This window comes from Streptococcus sp. KHUD_012 (assembly GCF_052588255.1).
In genome coordinates, this window is the sequence record NZ_CP159355.1 from 1,243,194 (window position 1) to 1,269,524 (window position 26,331).

The 26,331-nt window shown below is 37.9% G+C and carries 22 protein-coding genes; 11 read left to right on the forward strand and 11 right to left on the reverse strand.

From position 1 onward, the window contains the following. Positions 1 to 2 precede the first annotated feature (2 nt). The 11 genes from trmFO to ABVF55_RS05965 all read left to right on the forward strand — a co-directional run bounded on the left by trmFO (position 3) and on the right by ABVF55_RS05965 (position 12,309). A complete protein-coding gene (trmFO, locus tag ABVF55_RS05915) occupies positions 3 to 1,337 on the forward strand; it encodes a methylenetetrahydrofolate--tRNA-(uracil(54)-C(5))-methyltransferase (FADH(2)-oxidizing) TrmFO (protein WP_031573201.1) in 1,335 nt (444 codons plus the stop codon). Between the two features lie 93 nt (positions 1,338 to 1,430). After that, a complete protein-coding gene (locus ABVF55_RS05920; RefSeq protein WP_155169762.1) occupies positions 1,431 to 2,258 on the forward strand; it encodes an alpha/beta hydrolase in 828 nt (275 codons plus the stop codon). 39 nt (positions 2,259 to 2,297) lie between these two features. Further along, positions 2,298 to 3,038, forward strand: a complete 741-nt coding sequence (locus ABVF55_RS05925) for an esterase family protein (RefSeq protein ID WP_155169765.1) — start codon at positions 2,298 to 2,300, stop codon at positions 3,036 to 3,038. Between the two features lie 21 nt (positions 3,039 to 3,059). Continuing rightward, the gene (locus tag ABVF55_RS05930; RefSeq protein WP_155169768.1) at positions 3,060 to 4,226 is read left to right on the forward strand and encodes an ATP-grasp domain-containing protein; all 1,167 of its coding nucleotides are present in this window, start codon (positions 3,060 to 3,062) and stop codon (positions 4,224 to 4,226) included. Between the two features lie 219 nt (positions 4,227 to 4,445). Continuing rightward, positions 4,446 to 5,414, forward strand: a complete 969-nt coding sequence (locus ABVF55_RS05935; RefSeq protein WP_037608368.1) for a thiamine pyrophosphate-dependent dehydrogenase E1 component subunit alpha — start codon at positions 4,446 to 4,448, stop codon at positions 5,412 to 5,414. Between the two features lie 16 nt (positions 5,415 to 5,430). After that, positions 5,431 to 6,423, forward strand: a complete 993-nt coding sequence (locus tag ABVF55_RS05940; RefSeq protein WP_155169770.1) for an alpha-ketoacid dehydrogenase subunit beta — start codon at positions 5,431 to 5,433, stop codon at positions 6,421 to 6,423. Between the two features lie 220 nt (positions 6,424 to 6,643). After that, entirely contained in the window at positions 6,644 to 7,687 is a 1,044-nt protein-coding gene (locus ABVF55_RS05945) for a dihydrolipoamide acetyltransferase (protein WP_070665775.1), read from the forward strand. A gap of 39 nt (positions 7,688 to 7,726) precedes the next feature. Next, positions 7,727 to 9,433, forward strand: coding sequence for a dihydrolipoyl dehydrogenase (lpdA, locus tag ABVF55_RS05950; RefSeq protein ID WP_371608637.1), 1,707 nt, complete (start codon positions 7,727 to 7,729; stop codon positions 9,431 to 9,433). Positions 9,434 to 9,501: 68 nt separating this feature from the next. Then, the gene (locus ABVF55_RS05955; RefSeq protein ID WP_445285035.1) at positions 9,502 to 10,491 is read left to right on the forward strand and encodes a lipoate--protein ligase; all 990 of its coding nucleotides are present in this window, start codon (positions 9,502 to 9,504) and stop codon (positions 10,489 to 10,491) included. A gap of 170 nt (positions 10,492 to 10,661) precedes the next feature. After that, positions 10,662 to 11,552, forward strand: a complete 891-nt coding sequence (locus ABVF55_RS05960; protein ID WP_023918157.1) for a C39 family peptidase — start codon at positions 10,662 to 10,664, stop codon at positions 11,550 to 11,552. A 115-nt stretch (positions 11,553 to 11,667) separates the two neighbouring features. Beyond that, on the forward strand, positions 11,668 to 12,309 hold the full coding sequence (locus ABVF55_RS05965) for a hypothetical protein (protein ID WP_061563968.1): 642 nt from the start codon (positions 11,668 to 11,670) through the stop codon (positions 12,307 to 12,309). Between the two features lie 83 nt (positions 12,310 to 12,392). Here ABVF55_RS05965 and xerS read toward each other — a convergent pair whose 3' ends face one another. The 11 genes from xerS to ABVF55_RS06020 all read right to left on the reverse strand — a co-directional run bounded on the left by xerS (position 12,393) and on the right by ABVF55_RS06020 (position 26,223). Next, positions 12,393 to 13,463, reverse strand: coding sequence for a tyrosine recombinase XerS (gene xerS, locus ABVF55_RS05970; RefSeq protein WP_445285036.1), 1,071 nt, complete (start codon positions 13,461 to 13,463; stop codon positions 12,393 to 12,395). 274 nt (positions 13,464 to 13,737) lie between these two features. Then, positions 13,738 to 15,585: a zinc-ribbon domain-containing protein gene (locus tag ABVF55_RS05975; protein ID WP_445285037.1), complete on the reverse strand. Its 1,848-nt coding sequence runs from the start codon at positions 15,583 to 15,585 to the stop codon at positions 13,738 to 13,740. Positions 15,586 to 15,593: 8 nt separating this feature from the next. Beyond that, positions 15,594 to 16,307, reverse strand: a complete 714-nt coding sequence (locus ABVF55_RS05980; RefSeq protein WP_445285038.1) for a hypothetical protein — start codon at positions 16,305 to 16,307, stop codon at positions 15,594 to 15,596. Next, the gene (locus ABVF55_RS05985) at positions 16,300 to 17,970 is read right to left on the reverse strand and encodes a hypothetical protein (protein WP_445285039.1); all 1,671 of its coding nucleotides are present in this window, start codon (positions 17,968 to 17,970) and stop codon (positions 16,300 to 16,302) included. The genes ABVF55_RS05980 and ABVF55_RS05985 overlap by 8 nt, the downstream gene beginning before the upstream one ends. Beyond that, complete coding sequence (locus ABVF55_RS05990; protein WP_445285040.1) at positions 17,967 to 19,817, reverse strand: hypothetical protein; 1,851 nt, start codon at positions 19,815 to 19,817, stop codon at positions 17,967 to 17,969. Before ABVF55_RS05990 ends, ABVF55_RS05985 begins: the two co-directional genes overlap by 4 nt. Positions 19,818 to 19,820: 3 nt before the next feature. Continuing rightward, the gene (locus tag ABVF55_RS05995) at positions 19,821 to 21,089 is read right to left on the reverse strand and encodes a site-specific integrase (RefSeq protein ID WP_445285041.1); all 1,269 of its coding nucleotides are present in this window, start codon (positions 21,087 to 21,089) and stop codon (positions 19,821 to 19,823) included. Between the two features lie 897 nt (positions 21,090 to 21,986). Beyond that, positions 21,987 to 23,360, reverse strand: a complete 1,374-nt coding sequence (locus tag ABVF55_RS06000; protein WP_445285042.1) for a sensor histidine kinase — start codon at positions 23,358 to 23,360, stop codon at positions 21,987 to 21,989. Next, a complete protein-coding gene (locus ABVF55_RS06005) occupies positions 23,351 to 24,010 on the reverse strand; it encodes a response regulator transcription factor (RefSeq protein ID WP_414342111.1) in 660 nt (219 codons plus the stop codon). The genes ABVF55_RS06000 and ABVF55_RS06005 overlap by 10 nt, the downstream gene beginning before the upstream one ends. Before the next feature lie 25 nt (positions 24,011 to 24,035). Next, complete coding sequence (locus ABVF55_RS06010) at positions 24,036 to 24,773, reverse strand: lantibiotic immunity ABC transporter MutG family permease subunit (RefSeq protein ID WP_445285043.1); 738 nt, start codon at positions 24,771 to 24,773, stop codon at positions 24,036 to 24,038. Further along, entirely contained in the window at positions 24,774 to 25,517 is a 744-nt protein-coding gene (locus ABVF55_RS06015) for a lantibiotic immunity ABC transporter MutE/EpiE family permease subunit (RefSeq protein WP_414342107.1), read from the reverse strand. Next, positions 25,507 to 26,223 (reverse strand): lantibiotic protection ABC transporter ATP-binding protein, encoded by a 717-nt coding sequence (locus tag ABVF55_RS06020; protein ID WP_414342105.1) that lies wholly within the window; start codon positions 26,221 to 26,223, stop codon positions 25,507 to 25,509. Before ABVF55_RS06020 ends, ABVF55_RS06015 begins: the two co-directional genes overlap by 11 nt. Positions 26,224 to 26,331 lie beyond the last annotated feature (108 nt).

A 26,331-nucleotide genomic window follows, 5' to 3' on the forward strand; every position in this document is an offset into this window, starting at 1 on the left:
TCATGTCTCAATCTTATATCAATGTGATCGGTGCGGGCCTTGCAGGCTCGGAAGCAGCTTACCAGATTGCCCAACAGGGAATTCCGGTCAAGCTTTATGAAATGCGTGGAGTCAAATCCACTCCGCAACACAAAACAGACAACTTTGCTGAGTTAGTGTGTTCCAACTCTCTTCGTGGGGATTCTCTCACCAATGCTGTCGGGCTCCTCAAAGAAGAAATGCGTCGTCTGGGTTCTGTCATCCTTGAAGCAGCGGAAGCAACTCGTGTACCAGCCGGTGGAGCACTTGCTGTGGACCGAGAAGGTTTTGCTAGCCGGGTGACGGAGAAGGTGTCCCAACATCCGCTCATCGAAGTCATTCGTGATGAAATTACGGAATTGCCGACAGATGCCATCACAGTGGTCGCAACGGGGCCTCTAACCAGCGATGCCTTGGCAGAAAAGATTCACGCCCTTAATGGTGGCGATGGTTTCTATTTTTATGATGCAGCAGCTCCAATCATCGATGTCAATACTGTCGATATGAACAAGGTCTATCTCAAGTCACGCTATGACAAGGGAGAAGCAGCTTATCTCAACTGCCCAATGACCAAGCAAGAGTTTATGGACTTCCACGAGGCCTTGGTCAATGCTGAAGAAGCCCCGCTCAACTCTTTTGAAAAAGAAAAGTATTTCGAAGGCTGTATGCCCATTGAAGTCATGGCCAAACGTGGTATCAAAACCATGCTCTATGGCCCTATGAAACCAGTTGGACTCGAGTATCCAGATGATTACAAAGGGCCACGTGATGGGGAGTTTAAGACACCCTACGCAGTCGTTCAGTTGCGCCAAGACAATGCGGCTGCCAGCCTCTACAATATCGTCGGCTTCCAAACTCACCTTAAATGGGGCGAACAAAAACGGGTCTTCCAAATGATTCCAGGTTTGGAACATGCGGAGTTTGTCAGATACGGCGTCATGCACCGCAATTCCTACATGGATTCTCCAAATCTGCTGGAACAAACCTACCGCTCGAAGAAACAACCAAATCTCTTCTTTGCAGGTCAAATGACAGGGGTAGAAGGCTATGTTGAGTCAGCGGCCTCAGGTTTGGTAGCTGGAATCAATGCCGCTCGCCTTTTCAAAGGAGAAGAAGCAGCGATTTTCCCTGAAACGACAGCTATCGGAAGCCTGGCTCACTATATCACCCATGCAGATAGCAAGCATTTCCAACCCATGAATGTCAACTTCGGGATTATCAAAGAGCTAGAAGGACCACGCATTCGGGATAAAAAGGAACGTTATGAGAAAATTGCCGAACGTTCTTTACAAGATTTGGCTCAGTTTATGGAAAAATAACCCAAGAAAGGAAAAAGTTTGGAGAAAATCCAGACTTTTTCTTCTAAAAATGGTATAATGAATAAAATTTAGAATATAGAGAGTTTTCTGACAATGAACAAATCCTATTTTTATTTAGATATGAAGACACACGAGTTGAAAGTGCCTTATACCGGAAAACTCCGTCGTGTGCGAGTCTTATTACCTAAGAATTATGAAACGGATACAGATAGACGTTACCCTGTGGTTTATTTCCACGATGGACAAAACGTTTTGTACAGCAAGGAAGCTTATGCGGGTCATTCCTGGAAAGTCATTCCAGCCATTAAGCGGAATCCCGATATTAGCCGCATGATTGTCGTTGCGATCGATAATGATGGTTTCCAACGCATGAACGAATACTCTGCCTGGAAGTACAAGGAATCTAATATTCCTGGCATGCAATTTGGTGGCAAGGGAGTTGAGTACGGCGAATTTGTTATGGAGGTGGTGAAACCTTTCATTGACCAAGAATATCGGACTCTTGCTGATCGAGAACATACGGCCATGATTGGTTCTTCCTTGGGTGGGAATATTACCCAATTCTTGGGCTTAGAGTACCAAGATCAAATTGGTTGTTTAGGTATCTTTTCATCCGCTAACTGGCTGCACCAAGATGCCTTCAATCATTATATTGAACGCAAAAAATTATATGTAGACCAACGGATCTACATCTATGTGGGGACTGAAGAGGCGGATGATACAGATAAAACGCTGATGGCGGGGAATATCAAGCAAGCCTATATTGACTCATCCCTTCGTTACTATCACGATGTCATTCAACAAGGAGTCGATCTCAATCATATTGCCATTCGGATTCAATCCGGTGCTATTCACCATGAAGAAGCTTGGGCTGAACATTTACCAGAATGCCTTCGTTTTTTGGCAGAAAAATGGGATTAATAGCCTGTAAATAAAGAATTATAGAGAAAGAGGGAACTTATGAATATTGAACATTTAAGCCACTGGAGTGGCCAACTCAACCGTGAAATGTATCTGAACCGCTATGGACATGCAGGAATTCCTGTTGTGGTCTTTGCCTCCTCAGGTGGCAGCCATAACGAGTACTATGACTTTGGTATGATTGATGCTTGTGCTCAATTTATCGAAGAAGGACGGGTTCAATTCTTTACCCTTTCGAGTGTGGATAGTGATAGCTGGCTTTGTAATTGGAAGAATCCTCACGATCGAGCAGGAATGCACCGAGCTTATGAACGCTATGTGATTGAAGAAGCCATTCCTTTTATCAAACACAAAACAGGCTGGTTTGATCCGATGATGACAACTGGTTGCTCTATGGGAGCCTACCACGCGCTCAACTTCTTCTTGCAACATCCAGATGTCTTTAACAAAGTGATTGCCTTGAGTGGTATCTATGACGCTCGTTTCTTTGTTGGTGACTTTGGAGGCGATGAAGCAATTTACCAAAACTCGCCATCTGATTATATTTGGAACCAAAACGATGGCTGGTTTATCGATCGTTACCGTCAGGCTGAAATCGTTGTTTGTACTGGTTTAGGGGCTTGGGAACAAGATGGACTTCCATCTTTCTACAAACTGAAAGAAGCCTTTGATCACAAAAATATTCCTGCATGGTTCGCTGAATGGGGGCATGATGTCGCCCACGATTGGGAATGGTGGCGCAAACAAATGCCATATTTCCTAGGCCAAATGTATCTATAAGTAAAAAGGGAGGAGACCTCAATGAATTATATCGTTATTTCACCATATTACCCACAAAACTTCCAACAATTTACAATCGAGTTGGCTAATAAAGGGGTCACTGTCTTGGGAATTGGTCAAGAGCCATATGAACAGTTAGATGAGTCTTTGCGCAACAGCTTAACAGAATATTTCCGTGTTGAAAATTTGGAAAATCTGGATGAAGTGAAGCGTGCGGTAGCCTTTCTCTTTTACAAACATGGTCCAATCGACCGTATCGAATCCCACAATGAATACTGGTTGGAATTGGATGCGGCGCTTCGGGAGCAATTCAATGTCTTCGGGGCTAAGCCAAAAGATCTGAAGAAAACCAAGTTCAAATCCGAAATGAAGAAACTCTTCAAGAAGGCTGGAGTCCCAGTCGTTCCGGGTGCTGTGGTTAAAACAGAAAAAGACATTGATAAGGCCGTGAAGAAGATTGGGTTACCATTGATTGCTAAGCCTGACAATGGGGTAGGAGCAGCAGCAACCTTCAAGATCGAAACGCCAGAAGATGTGGACCATTTCAAGGCAGAATGGGATGGCAATACTGAGTATTTCTTTGAGAAATTCGTCACTTCTAGCGAGATTTGTACCTTTGATGGTCTGGTCGATCGTGATGGCAATATTGTCTTCTCAACGACTTTTGACTATGCTTATACGCCACTCGATTTGATGCTCTACAAGATGGACAACTCTTATTATGTTCTTAAAGAGATGGATCCAAAATTGCGTCAATACGGGGAAGCGATTGTCAAAGCCTTTGGTATGAAGGAACGTTTCTTCCACATTGAGTTCTTCCGCGATGGGGATGAATATATTGCGATCGAGTACAATAATCGCCCTGCAGGTGGCTTTACCATCGACGTCTACAACTACGCTCACTCGATTGATTTGTACCGTGGCTATGCTGCCATCGTAGCAGGGGAACCCTTCCCGGCTTCTGAGTTTGAACCCCTTTATTGCTTGGCAACTTCTCGTCGTGCCAATGCAGCCTATGCTCTGTCAGAAGAAGAAGTTTTGGCTAAATACCATGATCAATTCCGTGTCAAGAAAGATATGCCTGCAGCCTTTGCTGAGCTTCAAGGTGATTACCTTTACATGTTAACAACGCCTAGTCGTGAAGTATTAGAACAAATGATTCATGACTTTGGTCAACGCCAATCATAAGATAACGACCGGTAGGATAGGATCCTATTGGTTTTTTATATTTTAATGCAATCTCATGAAAGAAAAGTTTGTGAAATAGTTTATTTTAAGTTGAAAATGCTTATAAAACCTTCCTCCAAGGTATATAGTTTGTGAAATCATTTGAGCATTATTTTTGACAGTGCTTTCATTTTTGGCTAGAATGAAAGAGAATGAATAAATGCTAAGAAAGGCGAAATGATGGCAACATTAGATAAAAGTCTCTTATTGGAAATGTTCCGTAAAATGGAAGAAATCCGTCGCATGGACTTAAAAATTGCACAGTTAGTAAAAAAAGGGAAAGTGCCAGGAATGACGCACTTTTCTGTTGGGGAAGAAGCGGCTAACGTTGGAGCGATGTTGGCTTTAAACGACGATGATTTGCTGACATCTAACCACCGTGGACACGGACAAGCCATTGCTAAAGGAATCGATTTAAATGGCATGATGGCTGAAATCCTTGGTAAGTATACGGGTACTTGTAAAGGGAAGGGTGGCTCCATGCATATCGCTGACCTCGATGCTGGTAACCTTGGTGCGAACGGGATCGTTGGTGGTGGTATGGGAATTGCAGTAGGTGCTGCCCTTACTCAACAAATGAAAAAGACTGGTAAGATTGTCGTCTGCTTCTTTGGCGATGGTGCAACCAATGAAGGTGTCTTCCACGAAGCGGTGAATATGGCTTCTATTTGGAATCTTCCAGTAATTTTCTACTGTATCAATAACGGTTATGGAATCTCTGCTGACATCAAGAAAATGACCAATATCCAGCATATCCACGAACGTAGTGCTGCTTACGGCATTCCTGGAATGTTTATTCCTGATGGAAATAACGTTATCGATGTCTATGAAGGATTCCAAAAAGCTGTTGAACACGTCCGCTCTGGTAAAGGACCTGTCTTGATTGAAAGTGTCACCTATCGTTGGCTTGGTCACTCTTCATCTGACCCTGGTAAATACCGGACCCGTGAAGAAGTCGAAGAGTGGAAGAAAAAAGATCCGATTGAAAACCTTCGCAAGTATCTCCTTGAAAATGAAATTGCGAGTGCAGAAGAATTGGATAAGATTCAAGAAGAAGTGAAAGAAGCAGTTGAAGCTTCAGTGAAATTTGCGGAAGAAAGCCCATTCCCTCCACTCGAATCAGCTTTCGAAGATATTTACGCAGACTAAGGGGGAGTTGAGAATTATGGAAACAAAATTAATGTCTTTCCGCGATACCATTATCCTTGCTATGTCTGAGGAAATGCGTCGCGACGAAAATGTATTGTTGATGGGGGAAGATGTCGGAGTTTTCGGTGGAGACTTCGGAACTTCCGTAGGAATGCTAGAGGAATTCGGTCCAGAACGTGTTCGTGATTGTCCGATTTCTGAGGCTGCTATCTCAGGTACAGCAGCTGGAGTAGCCATGACCGGACTTCGTCCAATCGTTGATATGACCTTCATGGATTTCTCGGTGATTGCCATGGATGCTATCGTCAACCAAGCTGCTAAGACTCGCTACATGTTTGGTGGAAAAGGGCAGGTGCCGATGACTGTCCGTTGTGCAGCTGGTAACGGAGTTGGATCTGCAGCTCAACACTCCCAATCTTTGGAATCATGGTTTACCCATATTCCTGGTTTAAAAGTTGTTGCTCCAGGAACTCCAGCTGATATGAAAGGACTTCTCAAGTCTTCTATCCGTGACAACAACCCAGTGATCATTCTTGAATATAAATCAGAATTCAACCAAAAGGGTGAAGTGCCTGTAGATCCTGATTATACCATTCCACTTGGTGTCGGCGAAATCAAACGTGAAGGAACGGATGTCACTGTTGTAACCTACGGAAAAATGCTTCGTCGCGTGATGCAAGCAGCTGAAGAATTGGCTGAAGAAGGCATTTCAGTAGAAGTAGTAGACCCACGAACTTTGGTTCCGCTTGATAAAGAAATCATCATTAACTCTGTCAAGAAAACAGGAAAAGTAGTCCTTGTCAATGATGCTCATAAAACAAGTGGCTATATCGGTGAAATTTCAGCTATCATTTCTGAATCAGAAGCATTTGATTACTTGGATGCACCAATCCGCCGTTGTGCGGGGGAAGATGTGCCAATGCCTTACGCACAAAACCTTGAAAATGCAATGATTCCAACAGTTGAAAGCATCAAAGATGCCATTCGTAAAACATATAACAAAGAATAATACATAACATAAATTATGTAATGTCATTTAAATTAGACGAGGAAACTTTGTATCTTTTTAGGTACAAAGTTCTCTGCGTCCTTAATATCTTAGATTAGATCACGGGCTAAAAGCTCGGAAAAAAGATAAATCTCCTTGACTTCATCGAAGTCTGCGTTGATTTCCTATTTTTCGGTCGCTTTTAAACGCCCTTTGCATCATAAATAGAATAGGAGAGGTCATGGCTGATGATAAGCTAAGAGCGACTCCTGCGGCTAGAAAATTAGCGGATGATCTTGGGATCAACCTCTATGATGTTTCTGGTTCAGGCGCAAACGGTCGTGTCCACAAAGAAGACGTGGAAACCTATAAAGACACAAATGTGGTTCGCATTTCACCACTTGCAAAACGAATTGCTTTAGAACACAATATTGCTTGGCAAGAGATTCAAGGAACTGGTCATCGTGGTAAGATCATGAAGAAGGACGTTCTTGCTTTCCTTCCTGAAAATATTGAGAATGAGACCATTAAGTCACCTGCTGAAATCGAGAAGGTGGAGGAAGCTCCAGATAATGTGACACCTTATGGTGAGATCGAGCGGATTCCGATGACACCAATGCGCAAGGTGATCGCTCAACGGATGGTGGAATCTTACTTGACAGCACCAACCTTTACTTTGAACTATGACGTTGATATGTCTCAAATGTTGGCCCTTCGTAAGAAAGTATTGGATCCAATCATGGAAGCAACTGGCAAAAAAGTCACTGTAACAGATTTGCTTTCTCTAGCAGTGGTTAAGACCTTGATGAAACACCCATACATCAATGCGTCATTGACGGAAGATGGCAAAACCATCATCACTCACAACTATGTCAACTTAGCGATGGCAGTTGGGATGGACAATGGATTGATGACTCCAGTTGTCTACAATGCTGAAAAGATGACCTTGTCAGAGTTGGTCGTAGCCTTCAAGGATGTTATCGGACGTACCTTGGATGGTAAGCTTGCTCCAAGTGAATTGCAAAACTCAACCTTTACCATCAGTAACTTAGGAATGTTTGGTGTTCAATCATTTGGACCGATTATCAACCAACCAAACTCTGCCATCCTTGGAGTTAGTGCAACGGTTGAAAAACCAGTTGTTGTGAATGGTGAAATTGTCATTCGTCCAATCATGAGCTTGGGCTTGACCATTGACCACCGCGTTGTCGATGGTATGGCTGGTGCCAAATTCATGAAAGACTTGAAAGCCTTGATTGAAGACCCGATTTCAATGTTGGTCTAATCAATGAGAGAATAGAAACAAGAAAAAGAGGGAAATAAAATGGCCTTAGAAGTAATTATGCCAAAAGCCGGCGTAGATATGACCGAAGGACAAATCGTTCAGTGGAATAAAAAAGTCGGCGAATTTGTAAAAGAAGGAGAAGTTCTCCTTGAAATCATGACAGACAAAGTCAGCATGGAGTTGGAAGCGGAAGAAGACGGTTACTTGATCGCTATCCTGAAAGGAGACGGCGAAACAGTTCCTGTCACAGAAGTAATCGGTTATCTTGGTGAAGAAGGGGAAAATATCCCTACAGCTGGAGCAGTAGCACCAGAAGCAAGCCCAGCACCAGTTGCAGCAAGTGCTTCAAACGATGACAATAAGAGCGATGATGCTTATGATATCGTAGTGATCGGTGGTGGTCCTGCTGGTTACGTATCTGCTATAAAGGCAGCTCAATTAGGTGGTAAGGTTGCTCTTGTTGAGAAATCTGAACTTGGTGGAACGTGCTTGAACCGCGGATGTATCCCAACTAAGACTTACCTCCACAACGCTGAAATTATCGAAAATATCGGACATGCAGCCAACCGTGGTATTATTATTGAAAACCCAAGTTTCTCAGTAGATATGGATAAACTTTTAGAAACTAAATCTAAAGTTGTTAATACCCTTGTTGGTGGTGTTGCAGGGCTTCTTCGCAGCTACGGAGTGGATGTTCACAAGGGTATCGGTACCATTACGAAAGATAAGAATGTCTTGGTAAATGGTTCTGAATTGCTTGAAACGAAGAAGATCATCCTTGCTGGTGGTTCAAAAGTAAGCAAAATCAACGTTCCTGGTATGGAATCATCTCTTGTCATGACGAGTGATGACATCCTTGAAATGAACGAAGTTCCAGAAAGACTTGTCATCATTGGTGGTGGAGTTGTCGGTATCGAGCTTGGCCAAGCCTTCATGACATTTGGTTCAAAAGTTACTGTTATCGAAATGATGGATCGCATTGTTCCAGCTATGGATGCAGAAGTATCTAAAAACCTTCGTTTGATTCTTGAACGTAAAGGTATGACCATCTTGACCGATACGAAATTGCAAGAAATCATTGAAGAAGATGGCAAACTCCGTATCAAGGTTGAAGGCAAAGATGATATCATCGCAAATAAAGCCCTTCTTTCAATCGGTCGTGTTCCAGATCTTGAAGGTATCGGAGAAGTTGAGTTTGAGTTAGACCGTGGTCGTATCAAGGTCAATGAATACATGGAAACGTCTGTTCCAGGTATCTATGCGCCAGGTGATATCAACGGTACTAAGATGTTGGCTCACGCTGCCTTCCGTATGGGTGAAGTAGCGGCTGAAAATGCCCTTAAGGGAAATCATGCTGTTGCCAAATTGAACTTGACGCCTGCAGCCATCTACACGCTTCCAGAAGTTGCGGCTGTTGGTTTGACGGAAGAACAAGCTCGTGAGAAATACGATGTTCAAATCGGTAAATTTAACTTTGCGGCGAACGGTCGTGCCATTGCATCAGATGCGGCTCAAGGCTTTGTTAAAGTTATTGCAGACAAGAAATACGGTGAAGTTCTTGGGGTTCACATCATTGGTCCAGCAGCAGCTGAATTGATCAACGAAGCTTCTACCATCATTGAGATGGAAATCACTGTAGAAGAAATGCTTAAGACCATCCACGGACACCCTACCTTCTCAGAAGTGATGTACGAAGCCTTTGCGGATGTACTCGGCTTGGCTGTTCACTCACCTAAGAAGAAATAATATTTGAAATGATAGAATGGCTGGACAGCAAATGCTGGACCAGTCTCTATCGTATATAAAGGAATCTTATGAAATACATTATTAATTATTCAAATGATACTGCTTTTAATATTGCTTTGGAAGAATATGCCTTCAAACACCTTTTAGATGAGGATCAAATCTTCCTTCTTTGGATTAACAAACCTTCGATTATCGTTGGTCGTCACCAAAATACCATCGAAGAAATCAACCGTGACTATGTTCGGGAGCATGGGATTGAAGTGGTTCGCCGGATCAGTGGTGGTGGGGCTGTTTATCACGATTTGAACAACCTCAACTACACCATCATTTCAAAAGAAGATGAAAATAAGGCCTTTGACTTCAAGAGCCTTTCAACTCCCGTGATCAACACCTTGGCTCAGCTTGGAGTGAAGGCTGAATTTACAGGTCGTAACGACTTGGAAATTGATGGTAAGAAATTCTGTGGAAATGCCCAAGCTTATATCAACGGACGCATTATGCACCACGGTTGTCTTCTATTTGACGTGGATCTGTCAGTCCTTACCAATGCTCTCAAGGTGTCTAAAGACAAGTTTGAGTCTAAAGGAGTTAAATCGGTTCGTGCTCGTGTGACCAATATCATCGATGAATTGCCAGAAAAAATCACGGTTGAAGAGTTCCGTGACTTGCTTTTGGACTACATGAAGAAAGAATACCCTGAGATGACAGAATATGTCTTCTCAGATGAAGAATTGGCTGAAATCAATCGTATCAAGGAAACCAAGTTCGGTACCTGGGATTGGAACTATGGAAAGTCTCCTGAATACAATGTCCGTCGTGGCACCAAATTCCCAAGCGGTAAGGTTGAAATCTTCGCTAATGTCATTGAATCAAAAATCCAAGATATCAAGATTTATGGTGACTTCTTTGGTATCGAAGATGTTGCAGCAGTAGAAGATGTTCTTCGTGGCGTTAAATACGAACGTGAAGACGTCCTCAATGCCCTTCAAACCATTAACCTAGGTCGTTACTTTGCAGGTATCACTGCAGAAGAAATTGCTGAAGCAGTGGTGGAATAAAGTCATAAGAGATTCGCAGAAGCGGGTCTCTTTTTTGAAACTAGTTTCACATAGAAATTATTGTTTTACGAAGGATTTTGTAGTATAGTAAAGGTGGAAAAGTGTATTTGCTAATCCCTGTATCCTAATTTTATTTAGTCTCGTGATCGTTTTCTTGAAGGAGAAAAATCATGAAAAAAGTTTGTCTATTCATTGTATTTCTGACTTTTCTTGGTTTATCTGGCTGTAAAGAGACACCAAAAGAAAGTAAAACAAGTCCTTCCAGCTCTCGTAAGGCCACATCTGCTTCATCAACAAGAGTCAGTGTAGAAACAAAGGAGCGTACAGAACCTAATCCACCAATGCCAGCAGAGGTAGCAGAGCGATTAAAAATTAAGGAAGGCAATACGGAAGCCGGTGGTCAGGAAACATTGCCATCTTCAAGCGAGGAACAAGCTTCATTGAAAGAGAATACGCAACCTTCTCAATCGGTCAAACAAGAAACATCGTCCAAAGAGAATCAAGGGATCCGAAAATTATTGCCTATTCCTCTAAAACTTCAAGAAGAATGGTATTTCTGTGCTCCGGCGACAGTCCAAATGATCCTGGCTAGTCGAGGGGTTAGCGTCTCTCAACATCAATTAGCTAAGGAAATGGGGACTTATAACCCCTATGGGACTCATAATCGAGATGCCATTCGGGTCTTGAATCAGAGTCTATTTGGCTATCCAGAACCAAGTGGAAATCAAGCGGGTTATCGACTAACTACTGTAACGGACACTAGTCCAGATTCTGAAGATATCCGACTCTTTAAAGAACGCGTGCGCAAAGATATTGATGATGGCTATCCTCTCTATTACACCTTCAATGTAGCTCAAATCTATCCTGGAAAAAGTGGGGAACATAATGTGATTGGAGTTGGCTATGAATTGACAGAAGATGGTAAGGATATCTCAGCAATCTATTATCTAGACCCCGATACACATGTACAGGATCCAACCTATGGAGGCTTGAAGAAACTGACACCAGAGGAGTTGTTAGCAGCAATGGCTACCTGTGGTGAGAAAAATTATGCTTGGTGAGGTGATATCGTAATAAAACGAAAGTTCGTTTATGACATAGTCTCTTTTCTTGATAATTAAATATCATGAGTGTACAATATAGAGGAAATCTGAACACAAAAGGGGATTAAATTCGATGATGAAAATTCCAGTTGAAAATCTTGGTCTATTTGAACAGTTAGATCGTATAGTAGTGGCTTTTTTTAGCAAGCAACAACCTTCCAGTCCTTATGATTTGAATGTCAGTATTACACAAGGACACCTTGACCAGAAAAAGCAAGAGCTCGAACCATTAGGCTATCAAGCTGTCCAACTACCATTAGGAATGGCTTTAGATAATATCATCCAGCAACCTCATTATAAAAATTTAATCCTTGGCGGACTTGCTCCCGACGAAATTATAGTCAGCAAAGAAGAATTAATGCCTTTGAAAGATATTGTGGACAGTTTTTGTATTATGTACGCTGCAGCGAATAACAGACTGGAAAATAGTAAGGCTTATGAATTAATGAAAGATAAGACGGTTTATTTTATTGGTAAACTATTTACAGATTTTCCAAAAGCCGGTGATGAAATTGCTTATTTAGGAATTGATCGAATAGCGAGCGATGGTACACCATATGAAGCTGTTAAATGCTTTCTAACGAAAGAGAGTGCAGAGAAGTTCAATGGTGAAAAAAGACCTGTCACCCCTGCAAACTTGGCCTATCTAAAATCATTCTGGGGAAAACCAGTCATTATTGAGCCACACCGTAATTATTGGATCGAATTTTTATAGAAAGTATAAAAGAGCGGTAGACATTCAAAAAATCTATCGCTCTTTTTAAAACTAATATATTACATAATTTACGTTATGTAATTTTATAAACTATCCAAGGCATTTTTCTGCTCATCATTAACGATATGCGTATATAAGTCTGTAACTTGGGTGCTAGCATGTCCTAGCTGGTGGCTGACCAAAACCTGTGATTTGGTTGCATCATAGAGACGAGTTGCTAATGTATGGCGTAGTTTATGGGGCGTCACTCGGACTTTGAAATCTTCTGAATACTTGGCGACCATCTTTTCAACACTAGAAGCATCAATTCGGTTTGGAACACCTCGATACAAGGTCAGAAAGAGAGCTGTATCAGTCTTTTCTGTCTTGTAACGTTTGTCTCGAATAGCGAGATATTGTTCTAGATAAGGCTTAGCAAAGGCAGCAACATTAACAGAGTCTCGTTTTCCACCTTTTCGAGTGACGTCAATCACCATTATCTTAAGATTGAGGTCACGAAGGTCTAGGTTAACGGCTTCAGAGAGACGGACACCAGAGGCGAGAAGGAGTGCTATAATGGCTAAATCTCGCTCTTTATTCTTATTAAAAGAGGATAAGGCGCGGTTTGAGAGTGTTTGCGGGTACTCCTGGTCGATATAGTTAAGGAAACCTTCTGTTTCATCCCCTAAAAAAAGCTTTTGCTTGATATTTTCAGCCCGAGCAGCCAAGGTTTCTTTCTTTTTCTTGGTCGCAACCTTCTTCATGACATTACGGTAGAAATAAGGTTCCCCATGCTCGTTTTCAACTTCCTCAGTCAAATACTTATAAAGACTAGAAAGTGCCGAAAGGGTACGGTTAATGGTTGTTTGGGAAACCCCATTTTTCGTCGTATTGGCATTGAGCAGAGGACGTTCACGCAAGTAAAGGATAAAGGATTCCATGTCTTTCTTGGTCATGTGCTCCAGAACCTCTAAAGGGATATTAGCCATGGTGTCAGCATTTGATATACCAGATTCCAAGACCCAGGTGAAAAATCGATCGTATTCCTTTAAGTATTCGTATAAGGTTGTAAAACTGTACGGAACGGCCAGTTTTGATTGGTAATATTCTAAGACGTACCAAGGCATGACTTGTTTGAGTTTATCAATCCGTTCTAATAAGATCTCGCGTTTCATGTTTTTCTCCAAATCTTTCTATACTAGTAGTATAGCATAGCTAGATATATTTTTCAAGAAAATTATAGTTTTTCGGAAAGATGTTATAGGGGATTATAATATTAACTGGAAAAAATTTTTCTTGAAATAATGTACTTTATTCCCGTGAAAACTAAATCTTTCGCATACTTAAATTCTGTACATTATCTACTTGAAAACTAAAAATACAATCTTTTAAAATAATGTACTTTATAAAAATCTATGATAAAAAACAAGTTCAAATTTGAACCTGTTTTTAAATTTTCCTGTAAGGAACAAAATGTTCTCTTTTTCGTCTACGCCCTTTACAAAACATACATGGCTCGATATTTCGTTTTACATTTGCAATCTTATCTACGATAGCCATTCTATAACGATGCTCTGGATTATTCTTACAAATCCACCAAAATCTTAATTGGGTATTATTTGGGATTCTTTCTGGATCTCCTAGAATAAGATTATTAAGATAGTCCCACTCATTCATCAAATCTTCAAAAGAGATATTATCTTGTCTTTCTTTTAATTCTGCACAAAATGGACACATTTCTTTAAGATCTTTTGTCTCGGAACTTAAATACTTATTTAATATAATGCTGAAGCGCTCATGAAATTCAAAGTTACATTCTTTGCAGCGCCATAAATAAAACCTTTTTTCAGTTAATAATGGAACAAAACTATCTATAGAGACTTTATTATTGGGTGACCACAATTTTGCTAGTTCAGGGTACAAATAATCAAATGTATTAAACCCCTTCAGGGGCTTATCATTGTTGCAGTAAGGACAACACTGAGAAACTTCTCTTCGAATTGGGATAGAACATAAATATGTCCCATGACACTTTGAACAATCCCACCAATATTTTTTGGTCTCAATCGTTGTCTGAGCTAAATGAATAGGAATATTATTTTTATCACTCCATTCTTTAATAAGTTTTGGTTCTTTAAGGAAAATATTATTTTTAAATACCTCGGTCCTCCAGTCACATTGATTAGGACATGTTTGAAAGTTTTGATTTTCTAAATCGGTTCGACTGATCATTTCGGCTGGGCTACATTGAAAGTTTATTTTACAACAAGGACAAACCCAACTAACTACATTATTTGACTTAAACCAATATTCGGAAAAATCCCTTTCATTACTGAGGTCCCAAAATTCCCTCAAATAGGGATGTGTTTCATTTAGTGTATTAAAATCCTGAAGTTTTTCTCTATTTGAACAAAATGGACAAGACCTATCTGTTTTTTCAAATAGTGAACATGAATACTCTCCGTGACAATTCGTACATTCCCATAACACATGAACATTAGATAATACATCAACTTGATTAGGTGTAATATTGTTCCTTTTAAACCACTCCTTGAGCATGGAAGAATTTAAAAAAGATAGAGGAGAAACATCAAAATCTTTATCCAATAACTCTTCAAATGAAGAATGACACTCCGAACAGTAATGACCGCTTCTTTTAATTCGGTTCAATAATCTATCAATAGATAATTCAAATTTGCAATGACACTTATCACATTCCCAATGAATAGGTACTGTTATATTGTAACTCAGCTTCAGTTCGTTAAATTTAAATTTGTTTAAATGATCACTATAGATTTTAGCTAAATTTGGATAGACAGATTTGTAATCGCAATGATAGGTAGTTTCATTGCAACCAAAATGAAATAAATCCCCACTTGTTAGTTGGAATAACCTTTTATTTGTCGCAGAATCTTTCCAACTTAATTGACAAGTCGGACATTTAAAATTGAACTTTCTTTTACTATTGAACGGCAAAGTAAGAAGTTTCTCATCTAATTCTTCATCTTGCTCAATGCTGTAGTTTATATAATTTCTGAAATCGGGATAAACCTGAAGAACACTCTCATTTTCATCAATGGAACGTTCACCTAATCCACAATGGGGGCAACACCTCAGATATTCATAACTGTCAAGCTGCACATCAATGATTTTTGCTTCCCAATGGTGTTGACAATAAGGACAAGACCAATAGGCATATTTTAAACTATTTGACGACAATTTTTGGGGGTCAAGCACATTTCGTTTTTGATCCCAGTACATGTAAATAGCTGGATTATCTTTAACTTTCTTGTTCATTTCTTTCCTCATTTATAATTAGTTTTGCTGTCCAGTAAGTTTTTAATAGAAACCACTTTAGTTGATTTTTGAGGATTTTCTTGTTCAATAAAACCACCAGAATGAAAATCTATTTCTGATTCAGCAGTAATGATATTGTCTACTAGGAAATCCTCACTGATAACCTTTTGAGAATATTTTAGCAATCCCTCTTCTTTTAAAAGCTCATTCGCAATTTCTGGATAGACACTTGTTTTGATTATTTGTAATAGTTTTTGATTCTCATCAATTAACTCATTTTCTCTTTGTAGCTTCTGTTTTAAATCTTCATTAGTTGACTGTAGTTCAGAATTTAAGCCACGTAACTTATCTGCTTCTTCTTTATAGCTAGCCGCAATGTTTGCTATCTTCTTATAGTATTGGCTAATTTCCACCAATGCTCTTTTCATAGCGCCTGGAGCACGATTTTTTGCCATAAAATTGTCAGGATCTATGGTCTTATAAGTAATTACAGCTTCATAATTTTCATCTTGGTATTTAATTTCACTTTCTTTTAAAAAATCTCTGAATCTTTTATTACGTCTAATGGTTGTATCCGCAACATTTTGATATCCATGATTCCTCACATAGTCACCGAACCGAGGAATTTTTACCAAGCTTAAATCACAGGAACACTGGGAAATTAAATACTGTTCAAACAAATGAATCAATTCATCATCAGAAATTGATTTCTTTCTAGCCATTAGACTTGTTCTCCTCTAAAGATAGTTGTTTAGCATTTAAGTAATCTTGATAGGTATTGCTAACTGTTTTTAATTTCAACAAAGCTTCTCCAATATCTTCAATATGACCTTTCCCTTGTCTAACTTTTCTAATCGCTTCATTTACAACCATAGCTTTTTCATCAACTGACTTTTTAAATGTTTTATCCATTGAAAAATAATCTTTGCCTGCTTTACGGTAAAAAGGGCAGCTCGTACAAGCACCTAGTTCTGCATGCTCACTAATAACCTTTAAACAATCTGAATAATCACCTTTCGCAAAGCGGGGTGAGTAACACCGTCCTTTATTTTCTAAAGTGATGTATTGTCCTTGTGCTGTATAAAATGGCTGTCTCTTACTAATGGCGTAATTCGTATTTTTACTCGTTAGTTTACGATACATTTGATAACTACGACATTCAATAAAATGGCTTAAATTTGAAAAATAGTGAGATGAAGTTGTCACATCTTCATGACCAGCTAAAAGCATAGCTGTAACAGGACTAGCCCCTTCTGCAATTAAATTGATCATTGCAATGTGTCTCGTATCCCCAATATGAATCAAATTAATCTCGTTTTCATCTAATCTAGCTGGAAAACTAAAATAATTAACTTGATAACCGTATTTTTGAGAAATGATCTCATTAAAAAAATACCTCAAAATAGTATTGAGATTAGTGTAAGTTAAAAATCGGTTATTGACACCTGTTCTACGACCCCAACGGTTATAATGAGGATCAGTCACAAATAATGTATCTAATTTAGTAGAATTATCATTTTCCGTAAGTTTGAGGTAAGTCTTTATTTCAGAAGCTAATGAATTAGTAATTTCATAAGTATTCAAAGTATAATCTTCAGAAATTTTATGTGCAACAAGTCGATCCCTTCCTTTGATTATATTTCTCCTTAATGTAAGAAAATATTTCCCATCTTTCTCGGTCAAACAGTTTCTTTGTATTAAAAGAAATTCTCTTGGCCTTAAAGGTAAAATCGCTGTAATCTGCCACCAGAGATACAATGGATAATAAAATAGACGTTCTTTTTTAGATAATGTTTGAGACCAATAATCATTTAAAATGTCATTAAAGGTAAAATAGGATTGAAATTGTGCTAATTGTCTTTGCTGTTTTGACCGCTGCCTTTTTTGAAGGTTGATAGTTAATTTATTATCTAATTGCTCCAATAGTTGATTTAGTTGACTATCATCTGAACAGGGAAGATTTGAGAAAAAGTCAATACATAAACCAGGAAATATTACAGAGATATTTTCTAAATCTAAAAACGCATCTTTGGTTGTATTTTTAATAATACGTTTAATATCCATTAGAAATTGCTGTAAAGTTCTTAAAACATGTTGTTTCATTGAGAAAACAATAAAACTTTTTAAGTAATCGATAAATTCCTTATAAGGCAACTGAAAAATTGATTGATAAAATCTCCTATATTGAAATTCAGAAATGTTAAAAAACAGGCTAATATTGGCATATTCATTTGTAGTTTCCCATTTCTTATGATCAAAATCGTAACTTAGAATAATTCCTTTATCAAAATAGTCATCGAAAACTTCTTTTGCTCGCAGAACACAATCACGGTCAAAAGGTTCAAAATAATTTTCAATTTTAAAAAGTTTAGCTTGATTGTTCAATTTATTAACTCCTTTATTATTTCCTCGTAATCATGTAACACGTCATCTCCATATTGCTCGCATAAAGCTTGCAACATTTCAGTTAAACAAGGTTTTATTTGTTCTTCTAAAATACTCTGAATTTTACCTTTTTCTAAATCAGAACGAACTCTAGCGTATTGTTTATTCAAACGGTTGAATTCTCCTACTAATAACAATAAAGTAGATTTCGTTTGCAGTTCATAATGACAACCGATGCAATGTTGTCTATCGTCATATGGACAAATCTTTCCAAGCGCAGACAAAAGACACATGCTTTCACCTTGTTTTGAAAAGGCTTCACCGTTTCCTATACGATGACAAATAGTAAGAAGTTGATTAGGCTCTGCTTCTTCTTCTACCAAAAGCTTTAATGCCTTTTGCGATTTTACTTCTGCCTGAATGCTTAAAGCCAATGTTTTTTCAATCTCATTTGGTGTCAAATCTAACTGTTTAATCATCTGAGTCTGTTGACTAGGGCTTAATTCTTTATACTTTCCTCTAGTAACAATCGTCAGGAGCATTGATGGAATCATAGATAAAACACCTCGTTCAAATAGTTCTCTCGCAACCATTTCTGGTTTAAGCTGGCTTAGTTGGGCATCTTTTAGGTACGTTGTTGTGGTTTGAGCAAATTCATCGAATGAACCTTTATGGCTACGGGCTAATGCAGCTAAAAAATACCCTTTAATATTTAACTCAGATTTTTCTTGTAAAACATCATCTGCTAACATGGCAACAGTTTGAAGATAGGATTTATTTGCAGATCTAGAACTAAAATTCCTTTCAAGAAATAAGTCTCCAATTTCTTTCCCCATATATCGGCTAATTCGTTTATACTCTTTTATTTGTCGAATTAAAGGTTCATGATTATTATCTTTATTCAACTGATAATGTGCTTCGCAGATAGCCAACAATGTTCCAATCAATACCTGACAGCTCTCAGGGACCTGAAATTTAATCTGACTAATATTTTTAGTTCCCTTTGTTTTGTTTGGAGTAATATTTAAATAAGTTAAACGTGTTGTAATACTCAAAAGAGTTCTTCTTGCCTCACTGCTACTCCAACTCCCACTTCTAACTGATTTTAGAACTTCTTTCGGTGTTCTAGGAAGTTGTGGATGACCTAGTTGTTCTAAATCTGTTCCACGTAGCGCACATATAAAATGAAGTGCTAGAAACAGCCATGTATCTGCATAGTCTTTTGAGATTGCTGCTTTATAAAGCATATCTTCTTTTCTAATGTAATCGTCATTAAAAAGAAAATACAGTAATTCTAAATATTCGTCTAACTCATAAGCGTTAGTCTCCTGTTTTAATGTGTATCGAGGTGTAAATTCATATCTTTTGTGATAGTTACATCTCGTTTTATTCATTAACCACTTTAAAAAATCAATAAAAACTTCGCCTTTTTGCTTTTCAAGTGCATATACTGCTTCTTCAACCAACAATTCAATCTCACTATCATTACAGAGAAATAAATCTCTTTTTAGATAATAAGCAAGAAAATCTTGAACATAAAACATGTTTTCTTTAGATAAGTTGCTATCTTCTGAGTATTGCTGAAAATATTTGTAAGTTAATGGGAATTTTTGTTTAAATATAGGCTGAATTCCTGCTAAACCAGTTGGTCCAAGAAGATAATTGGTTATTTTTTCTATTAATAATTGAGCATCTTTATCTGAGATAGAATAGTTATCCAAATCAATTTCTATGTTAAACCAATTGTTATCAACTAAAAACTTACTAATTTTGCCTTTATACTGTATATCGTTTTTTCCGAGTTCACTTAACAGATTTTCAATCAAAGATTTAATTGAATAAGTCATACATTACCTTTCTAACTTATCACCAAAAAGTTCATTTGCTTGCCAATTCATATAATCAAAAACACCATTGTTAACTTGACCATATTGTTTTGCGATTTCACCTTTATTTTGCAGGTAAACCCAAGCACTCTCAGGAGATTTATCACCTCTTGCAGACATGAGTTCACTAATCTCAGAAACCCCAGATAAGACTAACTGTGTCGTGTACCAGTGTCTGAAAATATGTGGGGAAATATTATGTTCCTGTAAAAGTTGACCGAAGAAAACAACCTCTGCATCATCGGACTTTAAGAAGATTGGGATCATCTCTTCACGAATAATCTTACGAAAACGTTGATAGTATACATCGTATGATAATGCTTTTCCTCGTCTGTTAAGATTTAATGGCCCATAGTCCTTCTCATACTTCTTACCTTCCAGATAACTCATATAGTCGTTATAAGTGTCTAAAAAGACCTCCAAGAAGATATAAGGTACTGCTTGAAGTCTTTCCTTTTTAATCCGTCCAGTCGGCTTTAAATCGCTTCTAAGAGGTATTTCTTTTCGTAGATCGATCTCAATCTTAAATACTTGACCATCACTTTGGTGAAATAAAATACCTGGTCCTAGAGGACTATCTTCACGTCTTACGTTACATGCTTCTGATGGTCTTAAGCCAACAAAGGCCCCCAAGGCCACAACCATGAGTAAATCCTTATGATAGTGTGCAATGTGAGAAAACAACATCTCAAAAGCACTATTTGGCATATCGCGAAAAATAGCTTTCTCAGTGTTGCTATCATCCACGTAGATTTCAAAATTTGGTTCTTTACGCTTTATAACCCGTCCTCTACTATTCGTAAAAGTTGTCGTAGTATACAATTCTTCTGCTTTTAACTTAGCCTTTCCCTCTCGCTCACTTAAATAAAGAGTTAAGAAGTCGAGAATTGCATTTACGCATTTTTCAACAGTGCTTTTCTTTCTTTTCCCGCTATCTTCAGGTAACTGAGATAATCCATAAAGCGTAAGAAACTCTCTGACCATCTCAAGTGTAAGTTGATCTACACTTTTAAGTCCAAGAGTACCAAATATGAAATTAAGAAACTTAACAACGTAAGAAAAGCGTTTATTCCCATCATCCGAAATCGACTTGATTCTTGAAGTAGATTTAACATAACGATGAAAATCAGTAAATTGTAAGTTGCCGTCATCGTGTTTCAGAACGATAAATTGCTTTGTCACGATGTTGTTATCACCTAAAACCAGTGAATGTTTATATACAACAAATCTCATGTTATCTCCTTGTTTAATATGACTGAAGGTTCTGACTGGGGTTTAGGATGTCAATACACAAAAAAACGATCAAATCAGTACCATTTTCCTTTGTGCTCTAAACTGCATAAAGGGAATATCGATGAGTACTTTCATTGATCGTTATTATTATTTAAATTAATTCAATAATAAAAGTAACTTCATCAAAGTAATAAGAGCAATTAATTAGCTCAGCAACAACGATAACCACAGCAACTCCTTCTAAACGATGAAAGGAATATCCGCCGTGGCTATCTATTTACTTTTTTTCTTTTACTTTTGTAAGTTACTTTTGTTATTTTTACTTTTTCTGTATTATATCATATTTTGATTAAATTGTCATCTGAGATAGTGATTTTAAAAAAGCTGGAATTTTTTTCAATTGTATATTTTGACAATAAAAAACACTTTAATATCAATTTAATGATTTTAGAGCGTTTTTAGCTTATTTGATTTTAAAGTTGTCGTCTATTCCTCAGAATTACTTGAAGAACAGGAAAAATTCGACAACAAAGTAAGTCGATCTATTCAGTTATAAAACCTATGAAGGTCTTTCTGCTGGAACTAGCCACTCCTACTTTGGAGATGTAGATTATACTCTTACTTATTCAACTGATAATATCCCTCATGATTTCTCCTCATGATGGGTCTGTGGGACTCAAAAGGTTTGGGAAACCTTTTGAGGATTAGTTTCGTTTCACTAACAAACTCACACACTCCACATGTGGTGTTAGCAAACTTCTATATTATAGAACGAAAGTGATAGAGTTGTTGTTTAAAATTAAACTTTAGAATGAAAATATATTATAGTTCCCTTTTTTCAACTTTATAGCTGATAATTGAAAGCATTTTTTTGTCTCAATCCAAAGCTCGTTGATTCTATTCACTTGACAAAGGAAGTTTCATCACTACAATCGCTCCTTGTCCATTCTCACTGTTCTTCAGTAAAATCTCGCCATGATGAAATTCCATAATCTTTTTCGCAGAATATAAACCAATTCCATGATTCTTCTGCGATTTTCTACTCTTATCACCTTGATAGAAAAGTTCTGTTGCATGTGTTAAATCTTCTTTCGTGAATCCAATCCCATTATCTTTTATTTCTATATAAAAGTAATAACTGTCTGTTTCCAATTTTAGTTCTAGCAATGGCCTTTTTTTAGAATGTTCTATCGCATTGCGAATGACATTTAAAACTGCCCTTTCAAGAAGTTTCAAATCTACATTCATGATTCTGTGTTCCACTTGAATACTTTCTTTGATCGTAAGAGAATTCGTGTCTGCAATCTCACGAGCAGCTTCTTGAATACTCGCTGTAACATCTTCTACAGAAATCTCTTGTAGCAAACCATCTTCCCACCGATCAGACTGTCCTACTAAAGTCAGTGTCTGTGCATAATCAGAAATCCGGCTGGCATTTTTCAAAATAAAATCCACATACATTTTCTGTTCACTTGTCAAAGGCGTATTCTTCAGCAATTCTGCATTGCCTTGCACAATAGAAATAGGCGTTTTTAAATCGTGTGTTAAAGCAGATATTTGATTCCTTCGATTTTCTTCCTGCACCCAGTTTTCCTTTAAAGAATTACCTAGTGCAACTTTCATTTCATCCATACTACATAGGACATGATTAAATTCCTTGATATTTGAACTGCCAATTTCAAAATTAAGATTTTGTTTGGCAATTTCTTCTGATGCAATCAACATTGGAACAAGCTGCTTCGATAACCTCTTAGCCCAAACAAAAGTAATGAAAACAATACTGGTAAAACTAAATACGATCAGCAAGATACCGAAAACCGTATTGAGTTTCGGAAAGTATCGCTCCATCCACGAATTGACATATTGAGGTTCAAGGGAGTATTGAACTATCAAATAACCATCTATCCTTTTTATTTCCATAAATGCGGATGAGGCAGTAGAATATACTTCCCGATTATGAAACTGTAATGCTTTTTCTTTTAAGGCTTGATCCATATCCGAATCCATCACCTGTCCATCCTCAGAAAGAAGTAAAAATTTTGTATTATCTGGTAGTACAGAGGAGTCAAAAGGATCGGATTGCGATAGAACTGTCTTGCTCTCCGATATCTGCTTTTCCATGTGATCTGCTGGAAGCACAAAACTGGAGACAGAAAACAGGAAAAAGGAAAGTACGGCCAATCCTAAAGCCAGCAAAAGCCCACCACCTACACTTACTAAATATTGAATGAAAACAAATTTCAATGATTTGCCCTTATGATTTATTCCCATTTATATCCAATCCCCCATACAGTCGCAATCGGAGACTCACCAAACTGTTGGAACTTTGCTCTGATATTCTTAATATGCTCCGAAACAGCGGAAGGAGATCCAATCCCATCGAATCCGAAAACCATCTCGTAAATTTGTTCTCTGGAAAAAACTTGTCCTTTTCGCTTAGCTAAAAGCTCAGAAATCTGATATTCCGACTTTGTAAACGACATTTTTATATCCTTTACGTAGATTTCGTTTGCAGATAGGTCAAAACGAATATTACCCAGATGTAAGCTGGAGTGCCTTTCTCTTTTTTCCCTGCGAAGATGAGCTTGAACTCTTGCGAGTAATTCGTTCATTCCAAATGGTTTCGTAATATAATCATCTCCACCACTTACTAACCCTTCAACAATATCAGACTCTAATGACTTTGCTGTTAAAAACAAAATCGGACAATCTACCATGCTGCGAATTTGCTTGCAATAAGAAATTCCATCTAAATCAGGCATCATAATGTCTAATAAGATCAAATCATAGCTAGCCAGCTTACGCTGATCAATCTGAGCAGGGCTTAGACAGCAGTCAACAAGATATGACTGCGTCCGCAATACATTTTTAACGAGTTCAAGCATATCCGGATCATCATCTACCACTAGAATTCTTGTCATATCCCATCCTCCTTCCTACTAAAATTTATTCATTGATTGTTCTACCATTCCACCATTTAAACCAAGCCAGTGATCCAATCATCAATACAAGCAACATTGGAATTGCAACATAAGACCATTTTATCAACTCCATGTACATCAAGCTTTGATCGGTCATTTGTTTAGACAAAAGAAAGGTGGAAGTCAATCTTGTTGGCCAAGCACAAGGTAAGAAATACCAGATTTTATCGCCTAGTCCTGTCATGCAAAGAAATGCAAGTAACATCTCAATAAATCCAAGACCAATAGAAGCACTCCCACTTATTGCAAGGGACAACCATAAGTGAATGAGATATACCGAAATGATCCCTACAAAGAGCAAAAGAATTTCTGCAACCCCATCGGCTAAGGTTTGGTTTCCAAATAACAGTGTAAATATTCCAATCGACAATGTGATTGCTACAAAACTTCCAAGCAGCAGCACACTGAGTTTACCTAAATACGATTGACTTCTTCGTTTTGTTCCTGCAAGCAAAACTTGAAATCGACCAGCTTCAAATTCCATATCAATCATTTTTGCTGTAAGCAATCCAATAATTGTTGGCAAAAGTCCACCTAAAATTGAAGCATAGCTTTGATAAATCTCTGCAATCGGAAAATTTTTTAGGGTAGTTACCTTAGCAGCTCCCCAAAATAGAAGTGCATAAATAATTGGCAGTAGAATATGAATCCAAGGAACCCATGTATGTTTTAACTTATATAGTTCTGATTTTATCACATTCATTTACTTCACCTCAATCCTTGAAAACCACTTGGCAGTAATCATTGTAATTAGCCCGAACAAGACAACTGAAGAGATAACAGGAATAAGAATGGAAGTATTTTCAATAAGTGGATGATTGGCGGTTACCGGAAGCCCATTTGGTAACACCTTAAGAATCGGAATCATCAATCGAATTCCCCATGTATATGGACATAGCATCCATAAAGAAGAATCTGCAAAAACGACTCCTAAACCTAATCCGATGATGACATTACTTGCTACACCAACAATAAACCCCAGTTTTTTCACCAAGAAAAAGCAAAATGGAATTTGCCATAGATAAGTAATCACAAGCAGCACACTTGCACTGAACAAAGTAGGGAATACATAACTTGATGTAAGTTGTTTTCCTACTGCAAATTGAAGAATATAAACTGCAAATAGATGAACCAAAGCAGCAACCACAATGTACAAAAGCGCTGTTAAAACCTTTGCAATCCACACCTTCGTTAAACTTACGGGAAGCGAATAGATTGCTTGATACTTTAACTTTTTATCTTCTTTTCTATGCATTAAACCTGGAATCAAGGCGAAGGTTACAGGCATGATCATCGCATACCACCAATTAAATGCATTGATTGTAAAATATGATTGCATTAAAACAAAAGAAAACAATACCGTAACTAGAGGAAGAATAAGCATTAGTTTCTTTAAATTACTATGCTTATGTTTTAGATTTTCAGCAAGCATATATTTATAAAGCATGTTCGTTTTCCCTCCTTCCCTTCTTTACAACATTCATGAATAATTCTTCAAGGTTTTCCTGATGGTTGATTGCATTTTGATATTCCAAACGCCCATTGTTTATAATCCCAATGTGGTCTGCAATTTGCTCAACTTCCGCCAGAATATGACTAGATAGGATAACGGTAATTCCTTGTTCAGGAAAACTTTTTATTAAATCCCGTAATTCTTGAATCCCCAATGGATCTAGCCCATTTGTTGGTTCATCCAAAATAAGCAAGCGTGGATGATTTAATAATGCAATTGCTATACCTAATCTCTGCTTCATTCCGATAGAGAACTGCCCACTTTTCTTTTTTCCAGTATTCTTTAAATCAACGATTTCAAGCACTTCTTTGATTCTGGAATCCGGCAGTCCAAGAAGTAATGTTCTTACCTTTAAATTTTCCCACGCTGTCAGATTGTCATAAAGAGGGGGCATTTCAATTAACGCACCTATCTTTTCTAAATCTGCTCTGCTCCATGGCTTATCCTCAAATAAAATTTCACCGGAAGTCTTATGAAGCATTCCCGTAATCATTTTTAAAGTCGTAGATTTACCGGAACCATTGGGTCCCAATAATCCATATACTGAGTTTTTTTTAATCTGTAGGGAAAGATTAGCAACTGCTTTTTGTCTGCCAAATTTTTTTGTCAGTTCCTTTGTTTCTAAAATATATCTATTCATTATGAAATCCTCCTTTTAATGAAAATATAAAACATAATTTTAAGGATTTCATAAGGATGGAAGTGATTTTGCAAGAATTTGTTTAAAGTACATCTCCTTTAGTAACGA

Coding starts and splice junctions, on each gene's coding strand:
- ABVF55_RS05945 (WP_070665775.1), top strand. CDS start 6,644: ATGGCTGATGATAAGCTAAGAGCGACTCCTGCGGCTAGAAAATTAGCG.
- ABVF55_RS05990 (WP_445285040.1), bottom strand. CDS start 19,817: ATGACTTATTCAATTAAATCTTTGATTGAAAATCTGTTAAGTGAACTC.
- ABVF55_RS05995 (WP_445285041.1), bottom strand. CDS start 21,089: ATGAGATTTGTTGTATATAAACATTCACTGGTTTTAGGTGATAACAAC.
- ABVF55_RS05935 (WP_037608368.1), top strand. CDS start 4,446: ATGGCAACATTAGATAAAAGTCTCTTATTGGAAATGTTCCGTAAAATG.
- lpdA (WP_371608637.1), top strand. CDS start 7,727: ATGGCCTTAGAAGTAATTATGCCAAAAGCCGGCGTAGATATGACCGAA.
- ABVF55_RS06010 (WP_445285043.1), bottom strand. CDS start 24,773: ATGAATGTGATAAAATCAGAACTATATAAGTTAAAACATACATGGGTT.
- ABVF55_RS06005 (WP_414342111.1), bottom strand. CDS start 24,010: ATGACAAGAATTCTAGTGGTAGATGATGATCCGGATATGCTTGAACTC.
- ABVF55_RS05980 (WP_445285038.1), bottom strand. CDS start 16,307: ATGGCTAGAAAGAAATCAATTTCTGATGATGAATTGATTCATTTGTTT.
- ABVF55_RS06000 (WP_445285042.1), bottom strand. CDS start 23,360: ATGGGAATAAATCATAAGGGCAAATCATTGAAATTTGTTTTCATTCAA.
- ABVF55_RS05955 (WP_445285035.1), top strand. CDS start 9,502: ATGAAATACATTATTAATTATTCAAATGATACTGCTTTTAATATTGCT.
- ABVF55_RS05930 (WP_155169768.1), top strand. CDS start 3,060: ATGAATTATATCGTTATTTCACCATATTACCCACAAAACTTCCAACAA.
- ABVF55_RS06020 (WP_414342105.1), bottom strand. CDS start 26,223: ATGAATAGATATATTTTAGAAACAAAGGAACTGACAAAAAAATTTGGC.
- ABVF55_RS06015 (WP_414342107.1), bottom strand. CDS start 25,517: ATGCTTTATAAATATATGCTTGCTGAAAATCTAAAACATAAGCATAGT.
- ABVF55_RS05965 (WP_061563968.1), top strand. CDS start 11,668: ATGATGAAAATTCCAGTTGAAAATCTTGGTCTATTTGAACAGTTAGAT.
- ABVF55_RS05925 (WP_155169765.1), top strand. CDS start 2,298: ATGAATATTGAACATTTAAGCCACTGGAGTGGCCAACTCAACCGTGAA.
- ABVF55_RS05940 (WP_155169770.1), top strand. CDS start 5,431: ATGGAAACAAAATTAATGTCTTTCCGCGATACCATTATCCTTGCTATG.
- xerS (WP_445285036.1), bottom strand. CDS start 13,463: ATGAAACGCGAGATCTTATTAGAACGGATTGATAAACTCAAACAAGTC.
- trmFO (WP_031573201.1), top strand. CDS start 3: ATGTCTCAATCTTATATCAATGTGATCGGTGCGGGCCTTGCAGGCTCG.
- ABVF55_RS05920 (WP_155169762.1), top strand. CDS start 1,431: ATGAACAAATCCTATTTTTATTTAGATATGAAGACACACGAGTTGAAA.
- ABVF55_RS05960 (WP_023918157.1), top strand. CDS start 10,662: ATGAAAAAAGTTTGTCTATTCATTGTATTTCTGACTTTTCTTGGTTTA.
- ABVF55_RS05975 (WP_445285037.1), bottom strand. CDS start 15,585: ATGAACAAGAAAGTTAAAGATAATCCAGCTATTTACATGTACTGGGAT.